Source organism: Listeria sp. MAN/IMW/UF555, from assembly GCF_058684075.1.
The window spans coordinates 18,268-36,719 of the sequence record NZ_JBZWZS010000001.1; the positions used below are offsets into that span (position 1 = coordinate 18,268).

Consider the following 18,452-nt stretch of genomic DNA (forward strand, 5'->3'; position numbering starts at 1 on the left):
GAGGGGATTTTTTGAAACGCAAAGTTGGTATAATTGGTGCTGGTCATGTTGGAAGCGACGTGGCTTTTTCTCTTGTTACGCAAGGGATTTGTGATGAAATCGTTATAATTGATAAAATAGAAGCAAAAGCAGAGAGTGAAGCGCTTGAGTTACGCGATATGGCATCGATGACTCGTTCCTATACAACCATTACAGCGAATAACTGGGAAGCTCTTTCAGATGCAGATATTATTGTGATGGCTGTTGGTCCGGAAACATTACTACGAGAAGATCGTATGGAAGAACTCGTTGAAACAAGTCGTTCGGTAACGGAGATTGTGCCGAAAATTTTAGCGACAGGTTTTAAAGGGATTTTTGTGAATATTACTAATCCGTGTGATGTTATTACCATGCTCATTCAAAAAATATCTGGTTTTGATCGTTCCCGTGTATTTGGAACAGGGACATCGCTTGATACTGCTAGAATGAGAAGAGTAGTTGGAGAAGCTTTACATATTAATCCTAAAAGCATCGAGGGGTACGTTCTTGGCGAGCACGGTGAATCACAATTCGTTGCGTGGTCAACTGTGAAAATCGGTGGCGTCAATATCACTGATTATAAAACGAAGACACCGCTTGATTTACCTGCTTTAAAAGATGCAGTACGCGGTGGTGGCTGGAATATTTTAACGGGGAAAGGTTGGACGAGTTTTGGAATTGCTACTGCTACAGCGGGAATTGTTGATGCTCTCTTAACAGATGCAAAACAAGTATTTCCGTTAGCTGTTTTTTCAGAACAAACAAATACATATATCGGCCAACCAGCGCTTATTGGAGCAAATGGGGTTTTAGATACGATAAAACCACCACTAACTAAAGAAGAACAAACTAATTTTGAACATTCAGCGGAAGTTATCCGTAAAGCTTTCGACTTGCTTTAGATTTAAAATTATCCATAAAAAAACTAGCTACATTAAAGATTATCATCTTTTAACGTAGCTAGTTTTTTAAGCTGTTTTGACTTTTTTCTTTTGTTTAGGTTTTTTTGATTTTTTTGAAATAAAGCGAACTAGGCTAATAATAAGTGATACGACATATTCACCAAATGAACCAATAAAAATAGCAATAGCGATTTCTGTTTGTGACATCCCACCACCGTAGAAACTGATGAAAAATACCACACCACTTGCAATTAATCCCATTGTTGCTAAGAAATATTTAAACCAATACCAACGAAAAACAAAATCAAATAAACATACAACGGCTAAAAACCCAAGAAAAATAATCAAGGATAACGTAATTAAACTCATAGATACAATCTCCTTTAGATAAGTAAAACATCTTTTTTATCCATCTATCATACCACAGGATGGAAATAATGATAAGCGAAAAATAATGGAAGGCATTTTTTTACTGTTTTTTGAAAATGGAAATCAAGACAAAACCGAATTTTTATTGCATATAGCCTCAGTTTATGGTATTCTATCTTAGAATTAAAATTTATCTCTTATCCAGAGCGGTAGAGGGACTGACCCTTTGAAGCCCAGCAACCTACACATATAAGTGAAAGGTGCTAATCTGTTGCAGGAGTAATATCTCCTGAACGATGAGAGCAAAGGTATAATTATAGCCTTTCTCTATTCGTGCGCGTTTCGTGCAAAATAGAGAGAGGCTTTTTATATGAGACGTATTTGGAGAGAACTAAAGGAGGAAAATAAAATTGGCTAAAAACCGTCATCTATTTACATCGGAATCGGTTTCTGATGGACATCCAGATAAAATTGCAGATCAAATATCTGATGCAATTTTAGATGCAATTATTTCAAAAGATCCAGACGCACGTGTCGCTTGTGAGACTACTGTGACAACTGGTTTAGTTTTAGTAGCAGGTGAGATTACTACTTCTGTATATGTAGATATTCCTAAAATCGTTCGTGATACTATTAAAGAAATCGGCTATACTCGAGCAAAATATGGTTTTGATGCAGAGACATGTGCTGTTTTAACGGCTATTGACGAACAATCACCAGATATTGCGCAAGGTGTGGATGAGGCACTAGAATCAAGAAGTGGCAGCGAAATTGATGCTGCTATTGAAGCAATTGGGGCAGGAGATCAAGGTTTGATGTTTGGCTTTGCTACAGATGAAACAGAAGAGTTAATGCCACTACCAATCTTTTTGGCACATGGCTTAGCACGCAAGTTAACAGAATTACGCAAAACGAATAAATTAGATTATTTACGACCAGATGCGAAAACACAAGTAACTGTAGAATATGATGAATTTAATCAACCTGTTCGCATTGATACAATTGTTGTTTCAACGCAACATCATCCTGACATCACACAAGAACAAATCGCGAAAGATTTACACACACATCTATTCCCAGAAGTAATTGATGCTTCTTTCTTAGATGAAAATACGAAATACTTTATTAATCCAACTGGCCGCTTTGTTATTGGTGGACCACTTGGCGATGCTGGACTTACTGGCCGTAAAATTATCGTGGATACATACGGTGGTTATGCGCGTCACGGCGGGGGAGCATTTTCTGGTAAAGATCCAACCAAAGTAGACCGTTCGGGTGCTTATGCTGCAAGATATGTCGCTAAAAATATCGTTGCTGCTGGACTTGCTAAAAAAGTAGAAGTACAAGTTGCATATGCCATCGGAGTTGCGCGTCCAGTTTCCATTTCGATTGACACATATGGAACAAGTGACTATTCAGAACAAGAACTAATTGATGGCGTTAATGAGCTATTTGACTTACGCCCAGCTGGGATAATCCATATGCTTGATTTACGTCGCCCAATTTATCGTCAAACAGCTGCATTTGGTCATTTTGGCCGTAGCGACCTTGATTTACCTTGGGAAAGAACGGATAAAGCAGAAGCCTTAAAAAAATTAATCGTAAAATAAGCTTAACCGAACATTTCTTGTGAGGAATGTTCGGTTTTTTTCTTTCCTAAACAGTGCAAAGAAAGCCTAGTTATGATATGATAGACGTTGTGAAAAAAAGATAAAATGATTATCTATATAGAGGAGAAATGTTACCATGTGTGGATTTGTAGGATGCGTACATGACCGCATTACAGAAATTACTGGCGCTGATAAAGAAACCTTTAGACAAATGAACAGTATGATTACGCACCGTGGGCCAGATGATGAAGGATACTTCACAGATGATCACGTGCAGTTTGGTTTCCGCCGTTTAAGTATTATTGATGTAGAAAACGGTCATCAACCGTTAACGTATGAAAATGAACGTTACTGGATTATTTTTAATGGAGAAGTTTATAACTATGTGGAACTCCGCGAGCAATTAGTTGCTGAAGGAATGACATTTGAAACCGAAAGTGATACAGAAGTAATTATCGCTACATATGCGAAATACAAAGAAAAAACAGCAGAACGTCTTCGTGGGATGTTTGGTTTCGTTATTTGGGATAAACAAGAAGAACTTGTTTACGGCGCACGCGACCCATTCGGCATTAAACCATTTTTCTATGCAGAAGAAGACGGTAAGCTATTTATGGGTTCTGAAAAGAAATCCATTTTACATGCTTTAAAAGAAAAAGAACTAGATGAAGTTTCATTACAAAACTATATGACTTATCAATTCGTTCCAGAACCAGATTCCTTAACTAAAAATGTAAAACGCTTAGAACCAGGGCATCAGTTCACGAAAAAAATCGGTCAACCAATGGAGATTACTACTTATTGGAAAGCATCTTTTGCACCAGTAACTAAATCAGAAGACGCATGGATTAAAGAAGTGCGTGACGTGATGTATGATTCTGTTAAAATGCATATGCGCTCCGATGTACCAGTTGGTTCATTCCTATCTGGTGGTATTGATTCATCGATTATTGCTGCAATTGCCAAAGAATATCATCCTGCAATTAAAACATTCTCTGTTGGTTTTGAACGCGATGGTTTCAGTGAAATCGATGTAGCAAAAGAAACAGCAGATAAGCTTGGTGTAGAAAATATTAGTTATGTTATCTCACCGGAAGAATATATGAAAGAATTACCAAAAATTGTTTGGCATATGGATGACCCACTTGCTGATCCGGCTGCTATTCCGCTTTATTTCTTATCAAGAGAAGCGCGTAAACAAGTAACAGTAGCATTATCAGGTGAGGGCGCAGATGAACTTTTTGGCGGTTATAACATTTATAACGAACCAAATTCCCTTGCGATGTTTAACAAAATGCCAGGCGTATTTAAATCAATGTTAAATAGCGTGGCGCGTATTATGCCAGAAGGAATGCGTGGTAAAAGTTTCTTAGAACGTGGAACAACGCCGATGGAAGAACGTTACATCGGAAACGCCAAAATGTTCACAGAAAAAGAAAAACAAATTTTACTTCCGAAATACCAATCTGGTCATGATTATACGAACATTACGGATCCATTTTATGCAGAAACTAAGAATTATCATCCTGTAGAAAGAATGCAGTATATTGATATTCATACGTGGCTACGTGGAGATATTCTCCTAAAAGCTGACCGGATGACGATGGCTAATTCACTGGAAGTTCGTGTACCTTTCCTTGATAAAGAAGTGTACAATGTAGCAAGAAATATTCCAGATACAATGAAAACAACCAATGGAACAACCAAATATATCTTACGTAAAGCGGCAGCCACTTTTGTACCAGAACACGTACTTAATCGCCGTAAACTAGGATTCCCAGTACCAATTCGTCACTGGCTAAAAGACGAAATGAACGCTTGGGTTAAAAATATCATTAAAGAATCACCAACAGATCATTTAATTAACAAACAATACGTTCTAGGCTTACTAGACGATCACTGTGCCGGTAAATTCGATTACAGTCGTAAAATCTGGACAGTTGTTATCTTTATGATTTGGTATGATGTATACGTAGCAGATAAATACGATTTTGGAAAATAAAAAGAAAACCTAGACAGGCTAATTATTAGCTTTGTCTAGGTTTTCTTTTTTCGATGATAATGACGAATGGGGCATCATTTTTTTGATTAATAAAGTTATAAGATAAAACGTGGAAATCTTGTTGCGGAATCGCTTCACAAAAAGTCAAGACAGCATCTTTTTCGACTTTTCCAGCTGGATGACCGTGATAAATTACAAGAATAATGACGCCACCAACTTCAAGTAGCTGCATTAAATGGCCAATGCTTTCTAAAGTAGAATCAGCGGTTGTCGTAATTTCTTTATCGCCACCTGGCAAGTAGCCGAGATTGAAAATAGCAGCGCGAACAGGTTTTGTTGCATATTCTGGAATAAGCGCATGGCTAGCACATACGAGCTCTACTTGTGATGCGACACCAGCATTTTCTAAACGAGTTTTCGTTGCATCAATTGCCATTTGTTGAATATCAAACCCGAGCACATGACCATTTACACCAACAAGTTCAGCTAGTAGAAGCGTATCATGCCCGTTACCACATGTTGCGTCAATTACATAATCTCCAGAGCGAACTACTTTTCGAAGTGTATCATGAGCGAAGGGGAGAATACCACGTAAATTCATTTGGAACTCACTTCCACAGGTTGATATAGTTTCCCTTGCCAACTATCTCTTCGAACGAGTTCTGCATCAATGGCATTCAGTACTTCAAATTTATTTAAACTCCAAACTGGGCCAATTAAGTCATCCACGCCACCATCACCTGTAATTCGGTGAATAACCATTTCAGGAGGCAGAATTTCAAGTTGGTCAGCTACTAAGTTCACATAACCATCACGGGTTAAAAATTCTAAGTCACCTTTTTTATAATCTTCTACCATTGGCGTTCCTTTTAATAAATGGAGTAAATGGATTTTAATACCATCAACGCCACTTTCAACTACTTTTTGTGCGGTTTCCATCATCATTTCCGGCGTTTCTTTCGGAAGCCCATTAATAATGTGGGCACAAATGCGGATATTATGTTTTTGTAGTTTGCGCACACCTTCTAAATAACAATCATAGTCATGCGCGCGGTTAATTAAGCGCCCAGTTTCATCGTGAGCAGATTGTAAACCAAGCTCTAACCATAAATAAGTCCGTTCATTTAATTCAGCCAAGTATTCAACGACATCATCCGGCAAACAGTCAGGTCGTGTCGCAATCGAAAGCCCAACCACGCCAGGCTCATTCAAAACCGTTTCAAATTTCTCGCGCAGTTCAGCAACAGGGGCATGAGTGTTAGTAAAAGCCTGGAAGTAAGCAATACATTTCCCGTCTTTCCATTTCGTTTGCATTTTGTCGCGCACTTGTTGGAATTGTACTTTTAAATCAAGCGCTCGGTTCCCAGCAAAATCACCAGAACCTGCCGCACTACAAAATGTACAACCGCCATGCGCTACTGTGCCATCACGATTTGGACAATCAAAACCGCCATCAAGCGCAACTTTGTATGTCTTTTGCCCAAATTCTTCTCGTAAACAGTAGTTCCATGTATGGTATCTTTTATTATCATTACTATATACAAATGGATTCGTTTGTTTCACTAGTTTTAGACTCCTTCAAATGAAATTCTCCATTCATTTTAGCACATTTTACTACGAAAGTTAGATAAATCTTCAGACCGCTTGCTAAAAAACCTAAATTCAGCTACAATAAGACTAATGAATTTTGCGAAATAGCGATGAATTGGAGTAGTAATCTGCATATTTTGATGTGAAGAGAGCTGGCGGTTGGTGCAAGTCAGTCACAAAATCCGGATGAACTTACCATGGAGCTTGGGTGTATCCCCGTTTTCCGCGTTAAGGAATTGTTAAGTTGAGTGGTTAAACACTAATGTGGGTGGTACCGCGGGAGAAGCATCTCTCGTCCCATGGCGATAAGCCGTTGGGATGTAGGGATTTTTTTGTAGCCAAAATTCGATATTTTAAGGAAAAGAGGATGAGTAAAGTGACATTTAATCATAAAAAAATGGAACCGAAATGGCAACAATATTGGAGTGAACATAACACTTTTAAAACAACAGAAGATAAAGATAAAGAAAACTTCTATGCACTTGATATGTTTCCTTATCCATCTGGAGCAGGTCTTCACGTAGGACATCCAGAAGGCTATACTGCAACAGATATTTTGTCTAGAATGAAACGCATGCAAGGGAAGAACGTCCTTCATCCAATCGGTTGGGATGCATTTGGACTTCCTGCAGAGCAATATGCGATTGATACTGGTAACGATCCAGAAGAATTCACCGCACTGAATATTGCCAACTTTACTCGCCAAATTAAATCTCTTGGTTTCTCCTATGATTGGGACCGTGAAATTAATACAACAGATCCAGAATATTATAAATGGACACAATGGATTTTTGAAAAACTATATGAAAAAGGCCTAGCTTATGAAGCCGAAATCGCTGTAAACTGGTGTCCGGCACTTGGAACCGTACTAGCCAATGAAGAAGTAATTGATGGCAAAAGTGAACGCGGTGGCTTCCCAGTTTTCCGTAAACCAATGCGTCAATGGATGCTTAAAATTACTGCCTATGCAGACCGTTTACTAGATGACCTTGAACTTGTAGACTGGCCTGAAAATATTAAAGATATGCAACGTAACTGGATTGGTCGTTCAGAAGGCGCAGAAGTTACTTTTAAAATTAAAGATAGCGATGAAACGTTTAATGTCTTTACAACACGCCCAGATACACTTTTTGGCGCAACATATACGGTTTTTGCACCAGAACACGAACTTATCGAAAAAATCACAACACCTGAGCAAAAAGAAGCAGTTGAAGCTTATAAAAAACAAGTAGAACTAAAAAGCGAACTAGAAAGAACCGACCTTGCAAAAGATAAAACAGGTGTCTTCACAGGAGCTTATGCGATTAATCCAATTAACGGCGAAGAAGTGCCAATTTGGATTGCTGACTATGTATTGATTCAATACGGAACAGGGGCAATTATGGCCGTACCAGCCCATGACGAACGCGACTTTGAATTTGCGCAACAATTTGGTTTGAATATTCGTCCAGTACTTGAAGGCGGCGACGTTACAAAAGAAGCTTTCACTGGCGATGGACCACATATTAACTCGGAATTCTTAGATGGCCTAGCTAAAGCAGAAGCGATTACCGCAGCAATTGATTGGCTAGAAAAAGAAGGCATTGGTAGCCGTAAAATCACATATCGTTTGCGCGACTGGTTGTTTAGTAGACAACGTTACTGGGGCGAACCAATTCCAGTTATTCACTGGGAAGACGGGGAAACAACGCTTGTACCAGAAGACGAACTACCACTGCTTCTGCCAAAAGCAACGGAAATCAAACCTTCAGGAACTGGCGAATCTCCACTTGCTAACTTGCACGACTGGGTAAACGTTACAGACGAAAATGGTCGTAAAGGTCGTCGTGAAACAAATACTATGCCACAATGGGCTGGGTCAAGCTGGTACTTCTTGCGCTATATCGATCCAAACAATACTGAAGCAATTGCTGACAAAGAAAAACTAGCAGAATGGCTTCCAGTTGACGTTTATATCGGCGGGGCAGAGCATGCAGTACTTCACCTTCTTTACGCACGTTTCTGGCATAAATTCTTGTACGATATTGGCGTAGTTCCAACAAAAGAACCTTTCCAAAAACTATTTAACCAAGGTATGATTCTTGGCGAAAATAACGAAAAAATGTCCAAATCAAGAGGCAATGTCGTTAACCCTGATGAAGTAGTAGAAAAATACGGCGCAGACACACTTCGCTTGTACGAAATGTTCATGGGACCACTAGAAGCTTCTATTGCTTGGAATGAAAATGGACTAGAAGGTGCGCGTAAGTTCTTAGATCGTATTTGGCGCTTACTAGTAACTGAAGAAGGCACACTCGCTGGAAAAGTTACAACCGATGCGAATGCTAACTTAGAAAAAGCGTATCATCATATGGTGAAAACAGTTACCAATCATTACGAAAACCTGCGTTTCAATACCGGTATTTCGCAATTAATGATTTTCATCAATGAAGCGTACAAACAAGATACGATTCCAAAACAATATGTTGAAGGTTTCGTGCAACTCTTGTCCCCAATCGCGCCACACCTTGCAGAAGAATTGTGGGAAATCCTTGGTCATACAGAAACAATTAGCTATGTAGCTTGGCCAGCCTACGATGAAACAAAACTAGTAGAAGATGAAGTAGAAATCGTACTTCAAGTAAATGGCAAAGTAAAAAGTAAAATCACCGTTGCAAAGTCACTCGGAAAAGAAGAACTAGAGAAACTCGCACATGAAGACGATAAAATCAAAGAAAACATAGACGGAAAAACCATCCGTAAAGTAATCGTCGTTCCAGGAAAACTTGTAAATATTGTTGCGAATTGATTAGAGAAACGCTTCGAAATTGAGCTTTGTTGCTAATTTTGAAGCGTTTTTTCTTTGGAAAATTTTAAGCAACATGCATAACAAATATAGCTAATATTTTGCTAGTATTAATGTAAAACGGGGTTTCAGCAATGAAAAACAGTATAGATTACATTAAAACTGTCCAAAATGTAAAACGTTTTTTTGAGGAGTTTCAGTATTTGGTCTTCCTTTTAGGACCTAGGAACAAAATAAAACTTAATTCTGAGGGAATAATAGAAGAAAAGTTAGTAACTGATGACAGTAGCTATCTAACTGCAATAGGAAAATTAGTTCAATTATATACAGAGATATTAAATACCATGAAACCTCTGCATCGTTTTATTCTAATTAAATGTTATATTGATAAACAAAAAGACATCGCTACAATGATGGAACTACCTTATGAAATAGCACAATTTAAAAGAATAAAAAAACAAGCTGTTCTCAGTTTAGCCGAAGACCTTGAAATCATCGTTGAAAAAAATTAGTTTTAGAAGAAGATATGCATTACAGGTTGCATATTTCTCGTTTTTATGGTATATTAGGAAACGGTGTTAAATCACACACGCACGGTGACAGACTGAGAAGGTGCTTAACGACTTGTTCGCTTAAGTTTTTCAGCTGGTTGATCCATGCGGAGGGCGGTTATCCGCAAAAAATAAACCAATAGGAGGGAATAACACATGCCTGTTATTTCAATGAAACAATTACTCGAAGCAGGAGTTCACTTCGGCCACCAAACTCGCCGTTGGAACCCAAAAATGAAGAAATATATCTTCACAGAAAGAAATGGTATTTATATCATTGACCTACAAAAAACAGTGAAAAAAGTAGACGAAGCTTTCAACTTCATGCGTGAAGTAGCTAGCGACAACGGAACTATCCTGTTTGTAGGAACTAAAAAACAAGCTCAAGAATCCGTTCGCGACGAAGCTATCCGTTCTGGACAATATTTCGTAAATCATCGTTGGTTAGGTGGTACTTTAACTAACTTTGAAACTATTCAAAAACGTATTCAACACCTTAAAAAAATCGAAAAAATGGAAGCAGACGGAACTTTTGAAGTCCTTCCTAAAAAAGAAGTAGTCCTTCTTAAAAAAGAACAAGAAAAACTAGAACGCTTCTTAGGCGGAATCAAAGACATGAAAGGTCTTCCTGATGCTTTATTCATCGTTGACCCACGCAAAGAACGTATTGCGGTTGCAGAAGCTCGTAAACTTCATATTCCTATCATCGGTATTGTTGATACAAACTGTGATCCGGATGAAATCGACTACGTAATCCCTGCAAATGATGACGCTATCCGTGCGGTTAAACTTTTAACTGCTAAAATGGCTGACGCTATCATTGAAGTGAACCAAGGGGAAGAGTTAACTGAAGCGGAAGTTGCTCCTGTAGAAGAAAAAGCTGCAGAAGAAACTACTGAAGCATAAGATTTTATTTGAAACTTTCAAGGTGATAAGGCACTATTCTTATCACCTTTTTTAAAGAGAAAAATTGGAGGGAAAATAAATGGCTAATATTACAGCTCAAATGGTAAAAGAATTACGTGAAAAAACTGGCGCTGGTATGATGGATTGTAAAAAAGCGCTTGTAGAAACTGAAGGAGATATGGAAAAAGCAATTGACTATCTTCGTGAAAAAGGAATCGCTAAAGCTGCGAAAAAATCTGATCGTGTTGCTTCTGAAGGTATGACTCATGTAATCAGCAATGAAAAACATGCTGTAGTACTTGAAGTAAATGCTGAAACAGATTTCGTTGCTAAAAACGACAACTTCCAACAATTAGTTGATGCACTAGCTAAACAAATTCTTGAAGTACGTCCAGATAGCTTAGAAGATGCACTTAAAACAGAAATGCCTAATGGTCAAACTGTTCAAGACTACATCACTGAAGCAATTACAAAAATCGGTGAAAACATTTCCCTTCGTCGTTTTGAAGTTAAAGAAAAAGCGGACAACTCTGCTTTCGGCGAATACATCCACATGAACGGACGTATTGGTGTTCTTACACTTCTTGAAGGAACTACTGACACTACAGTTGCAAAAGATGTTGCAATGCACATCGCTGCAATCAACCCTAAATACATTTCTCGTGAAGACGTTTCTACTGAAGAAGTTGAACACGAAAAAGAAGTATTAACTCAACAAGCATTAAACGAAGGCAAACCAGCTAATATCGTTGAAAAAATGGTAGAAGGTCGTTTGAAAAAATATCTAAGCGAAATTTCTTTAGAAGACCAACCATTTGTTAAAAACCCAGACATCACTGTTGGCGAATACGTAAAACAAAGCGGCGGAAAAGTTGTATCATTCGTACGTTTTGAAGTAGGCGAAGGAATCGAGAAAAAAGAAGATAACTTTGTTGAAGAAGTAATGAGCCAAGTGAAAAAATAAGTAATATTTGAATGAATATCAACTCCTGCAACCCTCTATGGATTGCAGGAGTTTTTTTATTTATTTTGATAGTTTATCCTGCGTGTGTTTTTTGCTATACTTAGAAGGTACAATAAAACTAAGGGAGAACAGCATGAAAAAAATCATCAAGGTTATTTTTGTTACTTTATTTATTTTATTTTTAGTAAATAATTTACGAGTAATGATTCAAACAAAGGACGGGTTAGATTCACCTCTTTGGCTGCAAATCGTTTATTTATTAGCTTATCTAGTTTCTGCAATTGGTGCCTATAAAGAAAAGTGGTTCGGTTTTTTTATCGCATTTTTATGTGGAGTTATGATTATGATAGCAAGTATTATTATCACTTTATAAACAAAAAGTCTCGATTTAATTATCGAGGCTTTTTTTTGAGAATTTTAATATACTACGGATGAATATTTATACATTTTATATATAAGAATTTATATATATAAAGGGATTTTGGTATTGGTTCTTAACCACGAAATCCAGTTCCTTGAACAATTTGTCATATTTGGAACGTTGGTTGCATAAAATAGTGAAATACACTCAAAATAAGGTGAAATAATAGACCAAATAGACGATTCGTTTCAAAAAGTGTAATAATAATTCTAATTTAAGCCTGATTTTAGTCGTTCATGACAAGAATCGGCTATTTCATTACATTTTTGGTTATACATTCGCTATCCATGTTACAATTTTTTTGGAGGGTATAAAGCTTAGAAATGAGGCGTTCAAGGTTGGAAAAAGGGATGACGAACATTAAAAAAATATTTATAAATTACTTTTATTTTTACTCAGTTTGCTAGTAGCTTTTATTGTATATTTCCGTATATTTTATAATATCTTACCCATGTACTTTGGCAATATGGAGAGCTTGAATAAAAATGTTTTAGCTTTTGGGATTGTGGTACTCACGCTATACATTTTACTCAAAATGGTTTTTAAGCTTCAAAATAAATGGGATGGATATTTACTACTTTTATTGTATTTATTCGTTTTAACTATCGGCTTATTAAGACCTGATGATAGTGGATCTTTAGAGTCCTATTTTAATGTCAATGTGATGCTTATTTTGGAAGATTTACGCGTTAATGAAGCTTCGTGGTCCGTACTTTTAATTAATTTAGTGTTATTCACTCCTATGTATTTTCTGCTAAGCTTTGTTCCATTTTTGGATGATTTTCTAAAGCGCTTTATTGCCTTTTTTACTTTGATTTTAGTAATCGAAAGCTTGCAATCTATATTAAAAGTGGGGATGTTTGATGTAACCGATTTGCTATTATATATCATCGGATTTTTCGCTGGATTCGGAGTTTACTGTTGTATAAAAAATGTATTTAGAGCACAAAAGCCCAGAAACTCGAGCCAATTTTAAAAATTTGGTACGAACGAAAGCTTGTTATTATTTAAATAGGGATTTCCTATTTTTATGATATAGTTTGAGAGAAAAGGGGGAGTATTCATCACGTTTGGAAGAAAAAAAGGTATACGTATTAACTAATATGTTTACTGTTTCACTTGAAAAATTACTTACAAAGAGGAGCGACACAGAATGAAGAAAATTTTATCATTGTTAGTAGCATTTATTTGCGTATGGAGTATGGTTATGCCGAGTGTGGAAGCGAGTGCGGCAGCTAAAATTATTACATGGGATTTAGTAGATAGTAGTAAGCATTTAGATTACTCAGGTAATTCGAAGTATATGTCTTTTATAAGATCAGGGGCCAATACTTGGAACGCCTATAAAAAGGGAGTAATTAGACCAGCTTCTGCGCAGAATAAATCTGATGTTTATTGCAGTGATGTTTCCGTCAATAACAATGTTAATGCTACTACTTATAGCAATGGAAAAATTACTTTTAACAAAAAAAATATGGATAAAAAAAATAATGCTGGTAAGCAAAATGTAGCAACACACGAATTAGGTCATGGTTTGCGATTAGCTCATAATGCATCCTCTGATGTGATGTACCAATATAGTACTTCCAAGACGAGCTTATCTACGAACGACAAAATATCTTATGATGCAGCATATAAAAAATATTAAAAAGGGGTACTTAAGATGAAAAAGACAACTATGGGAATAATTGCTTCAACAGTAACAATTTTAGGTATCGGTTGCTTGCTAACAGTAAGTACATATGCAGAAAAAACAGAACCAAAGAAAAAAGAAGTTCCAACTTATGCAATCCATTCAGACTATACACTAAATATCGATAATCCAAATGAAGTTGTTGGTGATGCGGATTATGTGTTTGTCGGAAAAGTAACAGAAGAGAGCGGGACTATTTATAAAAATAAAACGCCAATCGAACAAGAAGATGGTTCGGTAAAATATATCGGAGAAGCCTACACAAATTATAAAATCAAAGTTATTTCTAATTTAAAAAATGAACTGGCAACGGATAAAGAACTTGCGATAGCCAAACAAGGTGGTATTCGAGAGGACGGTTCTGCCTATGATATATTTGAAGATGACATACTGCCAGATGTAGGAAAAGTTTATATTTTTACTGCTTATACGCAAGATGATGGTTCATTACTTATTTCAGGTGGTAACTCTACAATAGCCTTCGATGAAAAAACAAAAAATATCGATACAGCAAAAGAAGTTACGCAAACAGAAGAATATGAAACGTATGAAAATGCCGTAGAAAACCAAGTGAAAATAGAAGAAAACTAAATAGAAATGATCAAAAAGCATAACGGTGCTTAATAAGTATCGTTATGCTTTTATTGTATATAGCTGTATTTTTTCTTAAAAGTAATCCCGAAATACAAATAATTTTTAAACAATTTGCAATTATTTGTTGCGCTTTCAAATGAAATCGGTTAAACTAATATCGTTGCATAATAAAACAAAGGAGGAATGGACGATGAATAATTATATTACGACTTCAAACATGGCATTATTGCGCTTAAAAATAGAATTTATTTCACCGGACCATTTCGCGAGCAAGGGAACTCTCCTTTAAGTTGGTTTTATTTTATACAAAGTGGTGACAAATAAATATATTTTTTCGGGTAATAATGGGCAGAAATAGGTCCATTATTTTTATTTGTCCAAATTTAAGGAAAAAAGGGAGGGATAGTTGTTTGAAAATTTTTAAAGCATTAAGCTGGTTTTTTAAAGAAAATTGGAAGTCTTATGCGTTTGGGGTAACAATTTTATTTACAATTGCGCTTTTGCAGTTAGTACCGCCGCAAATAATTGGCTACACGGTGGATGCAGTCACAAATGACTCACTGACAAAAGAAAAATTGATTAAATGGATGCTTATTCTCGTTGTAGCAGCTGTTCTTGCTTACGTTGGACGTTACGTTTGGCGGATGTTGATTTTTGGTTCTGATAACAAATTACAACGGACGTTACGCTTACGACTGTTCGAACATTTTACGAAGATGTCACCATTTTTCTTCCAACGTTATCGTACTGGGGATTTAATGGCACATGCGACGAATGATATTACCGCTATTCAACAAGTGGCGGGAATTGGTGTATTGACATTATCGGATTCTGTGTTAACAGGAGGAACGGTTATTGCAACCATGGCGATTACGATTGACTGGCGCCTTACTTTGATTGCATTACTTCCAATGCCGTTTATGGTACTCGGAAGTTCGATTTTAGGTAAAAAATTACATGATCGTTTCCACGGGGCTCAAGCTGCTTTTTCGATGTTAAATGATAAAACACAAGAAAGTATTTCAGGAATTAAAGTCACACGAACATTTGGGCAAGAAAAAGAAGATATTCAAGATTTTGCCAAACAAACAAAAGAAGTAGTTCAAAAAAATATTTCGGTTGCTAAAGTGGATGCGATGTTCGATCCAATGATTTCGATTATTGTAGGGATTTCCTTTGTGCTTTCCTTAGGGTTTGGAGCTAAATTTGTTGTTGATGGAGAATTGACTATTGGACAAGTAATTGCTTTTTCAAACTATTTATTCTTACTCATTTGGCCGATGTTAGCATTTGGATTTTTATACAATATCATTCAGCGCGGAAATGCTTCTTACGACCGTGTGCAGCATTTGCTTGCGGAAAAAGAAGATGTAATTGATCACGCAGATGCAGTAGATGTTACGCCAGAAGGTAATTTACATGTGGAAATTAATGCATTTACCTATCCAGATGAAAGTGAACCAGTATTGTCTGAGATTGGTTTTGACTTAAAATCTGGTGAAACGCTTGGAATTGTTGGGCGAACTGGTTCTGGGAAAACATCGTTATTAAAATTATTAATGCGAGAATATGATACGTACGATGGCGAAATTTCTTTTGCAGATGTAAAAATTCAAGATTACACTGTACGAGCTTTGAGAGAAGCAATCGGTTATGTGCCACAAGATCAGTTTTTATTCTCAACAACCGTGCGTGATAACATTCGTTTTGGGAAACCAGAAGCATCTCAAGAAGAAGTGAGCAAAATCGCGCAACTTGTATCCGTTGATGAAGATATTCTTGGGTTTGAACATGGTTATGATACGATTGTCGGCGAGCGCGGAGTTTCACTTTCTGGCGGGCAAAAACAGCGGCTTGCCATCGCACGTGCCTTAATTATGAATCCAGAATTGCTGATTTTGGATGATGCACTTTCGGCGGTAGATGCAAAAACGGAAGAACAGATTCTATCTAATTTAAAAGAGAATCGTTCTGATAAGACGACTATCATTAGCGCACACCGACTTAGCTCTGTGGAACATGCTAATTTGATTATTGTTATTGATAAAGGGAGAATTGTGGAACGAGGAACGCATAGTGAGCTAATGACGCTAGATGGCTGGTATGCAGAAATGTTCCATGAGCAACAACTAGAGGAAGCTTTAGGAGAAGGGGGTGCGGCTGATGGAAGTGATGAATGAACAAGACGAAATGTTAGTGATGTCCGGTAAAGAACACCGTGCAGTATTAAAGCGAATGCTTAGTTACACAAAATATCATATTCCAAGTTTGATTTGGACTGGAATTCTTGTTCTTCTTGTAACGCTTGCAGATGTATTCGCGCCAATTTTAATTAAAATATTCTTGGATGATTATTTAACGCCAATGAATTTAGAAATGCAAGCTTTGTTAATTTTAGGAGCGGGGTATTTAGGGCTGACAATTGGGAAATCCATTGTGTGGTACTTCCAATTGCTTTATTTCCAAAAAATCGCGCTTGAAATTGTGCAGCAAATGCGGATTGATATTTTTACGAAGCTTCATTCACTTGGAATGCGTTATTTCGATAAAACGCCTGCTGGGAGTATCGTTTCGCGTGTGACAAATGATACGGAAGCTGTGAAAGATATGTTTATTAATGTGCTTTCAACTGCGATTCAAAGTTTGTTTATGCTCGTAGGGATTTATGCGGCGATGTTTGTGCTCAATGTTCAGTTAGCGCTTTATAGCTTGCTGTTATTCCCACTTATCGTCTTTATTATTTTTGTTTACCGGAAATATAGTTCCCAGTTTTACCGGGCAAGACGAGAAAAATTAAGCCAATTAAATGCGAAAATTGCTGAGTCGATTTCAGGGATGTCGATTGTGCAACAATTTAATCAAGAGCGCCGTTTAGTAAAAGAATTCGAGCACATCAACAAAGACTATTATGATGTTGGAATGAAAAATATTAAATTTAATGCACTCTTACTTGGGCCAGCCATTGACTTGATTTACGCGCTAGCAGTTGTGATTATTCTTAGCTTTTTCGGGGCTGAATCTTTAACTGGTCCTGTAGCTATCGGGACAATTTATGCGTTTGTTAGTTATTTTGATCGGTTTTTAGAAGCGATTTATAACGTAATGGAACGTTTGGCTATGTATCAAGAAGCTATCACAGCAGCGTCTAGAGTATTTCGTATTATGGATGAAACAGAAGAAGTCCCAGCTCAATTAAATGATCCAGAAGCAAAAATCACTCGTGCAAAAATTGAGTTTAAAGATGTTTCGTTTGCGTACGAAGGCGGACGTGATGTACTTAAAAATATTAGCTTTACAGCAGAACCTGGTCAAACGGTGGCTTTAGTTGGTCATACAGGAAGCGGGAAAAGTTCGATTATCAATTTAATGATGCGCTTTTATGAATTCGAGCGCGGCGATATTTTAATTGATGGTAAGTCGATTAAATCCCATGAAATAGCTGAATTGCGTAAGAAGACTGGACTTGTCTTACAAGATAGTTTTATGTTTTATGGCGATATTAACACGAATATTCGTCTTTATGATAAAAACATTACGGATGAGCAAATTGTGGATGCCGCGAAATTTGTTCAAGCAGATGGTTTTATTCAAACGCTATCCGATCAATATCAACATAAAGTTATTGAGCGAGGTGCTTCATTTTCAAGTGGGCAAAGGCAGTTGATTTCTTTTGCTAGAACAGTTGTGACGAATCCACAAATTCTTGTGTTAGATGAAGCGACGGCAAATATTGATACAGAAACAGAAAGCTTAATTCAAACTGGGTTAAAACGAATGAGAGAAGGACGTACAACGATTGCGATTGCGCATCGACTTTCGACAATTAAGGATGCCGATTTAATTTTAGTTTTATCTAAAGGGCGAATTATTGAGCGTGGTACACATGATTCATTAATTGCAGAACAAGGTGTATATCACTCAATGTATCAATTACAAAATAGCGGAATGGATTTAGACGAAGCGCTTTAAGCAGAGAAGTTTATTTCAAGCGGTAAAAGGAATATAATGAGGAGCGAAGTGTTACAGCAGATAAGTAGGGGGAATTAA

General features: G+C 37.0%; 16 protein-coding genes, 1 riboswitch and 1 other annotated feature. Of the genes, 13 read left to right on the top strand and 3 right to left on the bottom strand.

Going from position 1 to position 18,452, the window contains the following annotated elements; translation table 11 throughout:
* The first annotated feature begins 11 nt into the window (after positions 1 to 11).
* The gene (locus AC4PG8_RS00115; protein ID WP_185484720.1) at positions 12 to 920 is read left to right on the top strand and encodes an L-lactate dehydrogenase; all 909 of its coding nucleotides are present in this window, start codon (positions 12 to 14) and stop codon (positions 918 to 920) included.
* A gap of 66 nt (positions 921 to 986) precedes the next feature.
* On the opposite strand, the gene AC4PG8_RS00120 is transcribed toward AC4PG8_RS00115, so the two are convergent.
* The gene (locus AC4PG8_RS00120) at positions 987 to 1,289 is read right to left on the bottom strand and encodes a hypothetical protein (RefSeq protein WP_003772154.1); all 303 of its coding nucleotides are present in this window, start codon (positions 1,287 to 1,289) and stop codon (positions 987 to 989) included.
* A gap of 194 nt (positions 1,290 to 1,483) precedes the next feature.
* Positions 1,484 to 1,592, top strand: a riboswitch (SAM riboswitch).
* Between the two features lie 107 nt (positions 1,593 to 1,699).
* On the opposite strand from AC4PG8_RS00120, the gene metK reads away from it, so the two are divergent.
* Positions 1,700 to 2,899, top strand: coding sequence for a methionine adenosyltransferase (gene metK, locus AC4PG8_RS00125; RefSeq protein WP_003762563.1), 1,200 nt, complete (start codon positions 1,700 to 1,702; stop codon positions 2,897 to 2,899).
* Positions 2,900 to 3,035: 136 nt separating this feature from the next.
* On the top strand, positions 3,036 to 4,901 hold the full coding sequence (gene asnB, locus AC4PG8_RS00130; RefSeq protein WP_003762560.1) for an asparagine synthase (glutamine-hydrolyzing): 1,866 nt from the start codon (positions 3,036 to 3,038) through the stop codon (positions 4,899 to 4,901).
* 25 nt (positions 4,902 to 4,926) lie between these two features.
* On the opposite strand, the gene mnmM is transcribed toward asnB, so the two are convergent.
* Complete coding sequence (gene mnmM, locus AC4PG8_RS00135) at positions 4,927 to 5,502, bottom strand: tRNA 5-(aminomethyl)-2-thiouridylate-methyltransferase MnmM (RefSeq protein ID WP_185538760.1); 576 nt, start codon at positions 5,500 to 5,502, stop codon at positions 4,927 to 4,929.
* The gene (gene mnmL, locus AC4PG8_RS00140; RefSeq protein WP_492169904.1) at positions 5,499 to 6,464 is read right to left on the bottom strand and encodes a tRNA modification radical SAM protein MnmL/YtqA; all 966 of its coding nucleotides are present in this window, start codon (positions 6,462 to 6,464) and stop codon (positions 5,499 to 5,501) included. The genes mnmM and mnmL overlap by 4 nt, the downstream gene beginning before the upstream one ends.
* A 128-nt stretch (positions 6,465 to 6,592) precedes the next feature.
* Positions 6,593 to 6,794 (top strand) — a binding site (T-box leader).
* Positions 6,795 to 6,867: 73 nt separating this feature from the next.
* Between mnmL and leuS the strand changes: the two genes are divergently transcribed.
* From leuS to AC4PG8_RS00190, 10 genes are all read left to right on the top strand, one after another.
* Complete coding sequence (leuS, locus tag AC4PG8_RS00145; RefSeq protein ID WP_185538758.1) at positions 6,868 to 9,279, top strand: leucine--tRNA ligase; 2,412 nt, start codon at positions 6,868 to 6,870, stop codon at positions 9,277 to 9,279.
* Between the two features lie 131 nt (positions 9,280 to 9,410).
* The gene (locus tag AC4PG8_RS00150) at positions 9,411 to 9,788 is read left to right on the top strand and encodes an ArpU family phage packaging/lysis transcriptional regulator (RefSeq protein ID WP_160463766.1); all 378 of its coding nucleotides are present in this window, start codon (positions 9,411 to 9,413) and stop codon (positions 9,786 to 9,788) included.
* Between the two features lie 195 nt (positions 9,789 to 9,983).
* A complete protein-coding gene (rpsB, locus tag AC4PG8_RS00155) occupies positions 9,984 to 10,733 on the top strand; it encodes a 30S ribosomal protein S2 (protein ID WP_003772143.1) in 750 nt (249 codons plus the stop codon).
* Between the two features lie 79 nt (positions 10,734 to 10,812).
* The gene (tsf, locus tag AC4PG8_RS00160) at positions 10,813 to 11,697 is read left to right on the top strand and encodes a translation elongation factor Ts (RefSeq protein ID WP_003762546.1); all 885 of its coding nucleotides are present in this window, start codon (positions 10,813 to 10,815) and stop codon (positions 11,695 to 11,697) included.
* A 133-nt stretch (positions 11,698 to 11,830) separates the two neighbouring features.
* Positions 11,831 to 12,070 carry a hypothetical protein gene (locus AC4PG8_RS00165; protein ID WP_492169905.1) on the top strand — a complete coding sequence of 80 codons (240 nt, stop codon included), beginning with the start codon at positions 11,831 to 11,833 and terminating at the stop codon, positions 12,068 to 12,070.
* A gap of 514 nt (positions 12,071 to 12,584) precedes the next feature.
* The gene (locus AC4PG8_RS00170; RefSeq protein ID WP_492169906.1) at positions 12,585 to 13,094 is read left to right on the top strand and encodes a VanZ family protein; all 510 of its coding nucleotides are present in this window, start codon (positions 12,585 to 12,587) and stop codon (positions 13,092 to 13,094) included.
* 177 nt (positions 13,095 to 13,271) lie between these two features.
* Entirely contained in the window at positions 13,272 to 13,766 is a 495-nt protein-coding gene (locus AC4PG8_RS00175; RefSeq protein WP_070752915.1) for a matrixin family metalloprotease, read from the top strand.
* A gap of 15 nt (positions 13,767 to 13,781) precedes the next feature.
* The gene (locus tag AC4PG8_RS00180) at positions 13,782 to 14,402 is read left to right on the top strand and encodes a cell surface protein (protein WP_185484714.1); all 621 of its coding nucleotides are present in this window, start codon (positions 13,782 to 13,784) and stop codon (positions 14,400 to 14,402) included.
* A 413-nt stretch (positions 14,403 to 14,815) separates the two neighbouring features.
* A complete protein-coding gene (locus AC4PG8_RS00185; protein WP_185512567.1) occupies positions 14,816 to 16,585 on the top strand; it encodes an ABC transporter ATP-binding protein in 1,770 nt (589 codons plus the stop codon).
* A complete protein-coding gene (locus tag AC4PG8_RS00190) occupies positions 16,569 to 18,374 on the top strand; it encodes an ABC transporter ATP-binding protein (protein WP_492169907.1) in 1,806 nt (601 codons plus the stop codon). Before AC4PG8_RS00185 ends, AC4PG8_RS00190 begins: the two co-directional genes overlap by 17 nt.
* Positions 18,375 to 18,452: the final 78 nt, after the last annotated feature.

Excerpts from the sequence above, each read along its gene's own strand:
- AC4PG8_RS00175 (WP_070752915.1), top strand. The coding sequence starts at position 13,272 with ATGAAGAAAATTTTATCATTGTTAGTAGCATTTATTTGCGTATGGAGT.
- AC4PG8_RS00170 (WP_492169906.1), top strand. The coding sequence starts at position 12,585 with ATGGAGAGCTTGAATAAAAATGTTTTAGCTTTTGGGATTGTGGTACTC.
- AC4PG8_RS00165 (WP_492169905.1), top strand. The coding sequence starts at position 11,831 with ATGAAAAAAATCATCAAGGTTATTTTTGTTACTTTATTTATTTTATTT.
- AC4PG8_RS00190 (WP_492169907.1), top strand. The coding sequence starts at position 16,569 with ATGGAAGTGATGAATGAACAAGACGAAATGTTAGTGATGTCCGGTAAA.
- mnmM (WP_185538760.1), bottom strand. The coding sequence starts at position 5,502 with ATGAATTTACGTGGTATTCTCCCCTTCGCTCATGATACACTTCGAAAA.
- AC4PG8_RS00150 (WP_160463766.1), top strand. The coding sequence starts at position 9,411 with ATGAAAAACAGTATAGATTACATTAAAACTGTCCAAAATGTAAAACGT.
- rpsB (WP_003772143.1), top strand. The coding sequence starts at position 9,984 with ATGCCTGTTATTTCAATGAAACAATTACTCGAAGCAGGAGTTCACTTC.
- tsf (WP_003762546.1), top strand. The coding sequence starts at position 10,813 with ATGGCTAATATTACAGCTCAAATGGTAAAAGAATTACGTGAAAAAACT.
- AC4PG8_RS00180 (WP_185484714.1), top strand. The coding sequence starts at position 13,782 with ATGAAAAAGACAACTATGGGAATAATTGCTTCAACAGTAACAATTTTA.
- AC4PG8_RS00120 (WP_003772154.1), bottom strand. The coding sequence starts at position 1,289 with ATGAGTTTAATTACGTTATCCTTGATTATTTTTCTTGGGTTTTTAGCC.
- asnB (WP_003762560.1), top strand. The coding sequence starts at position 3,036 with ATGTGTGGATTTGTAGGATGCGTACATGACCGCATTACAGAAATTACT.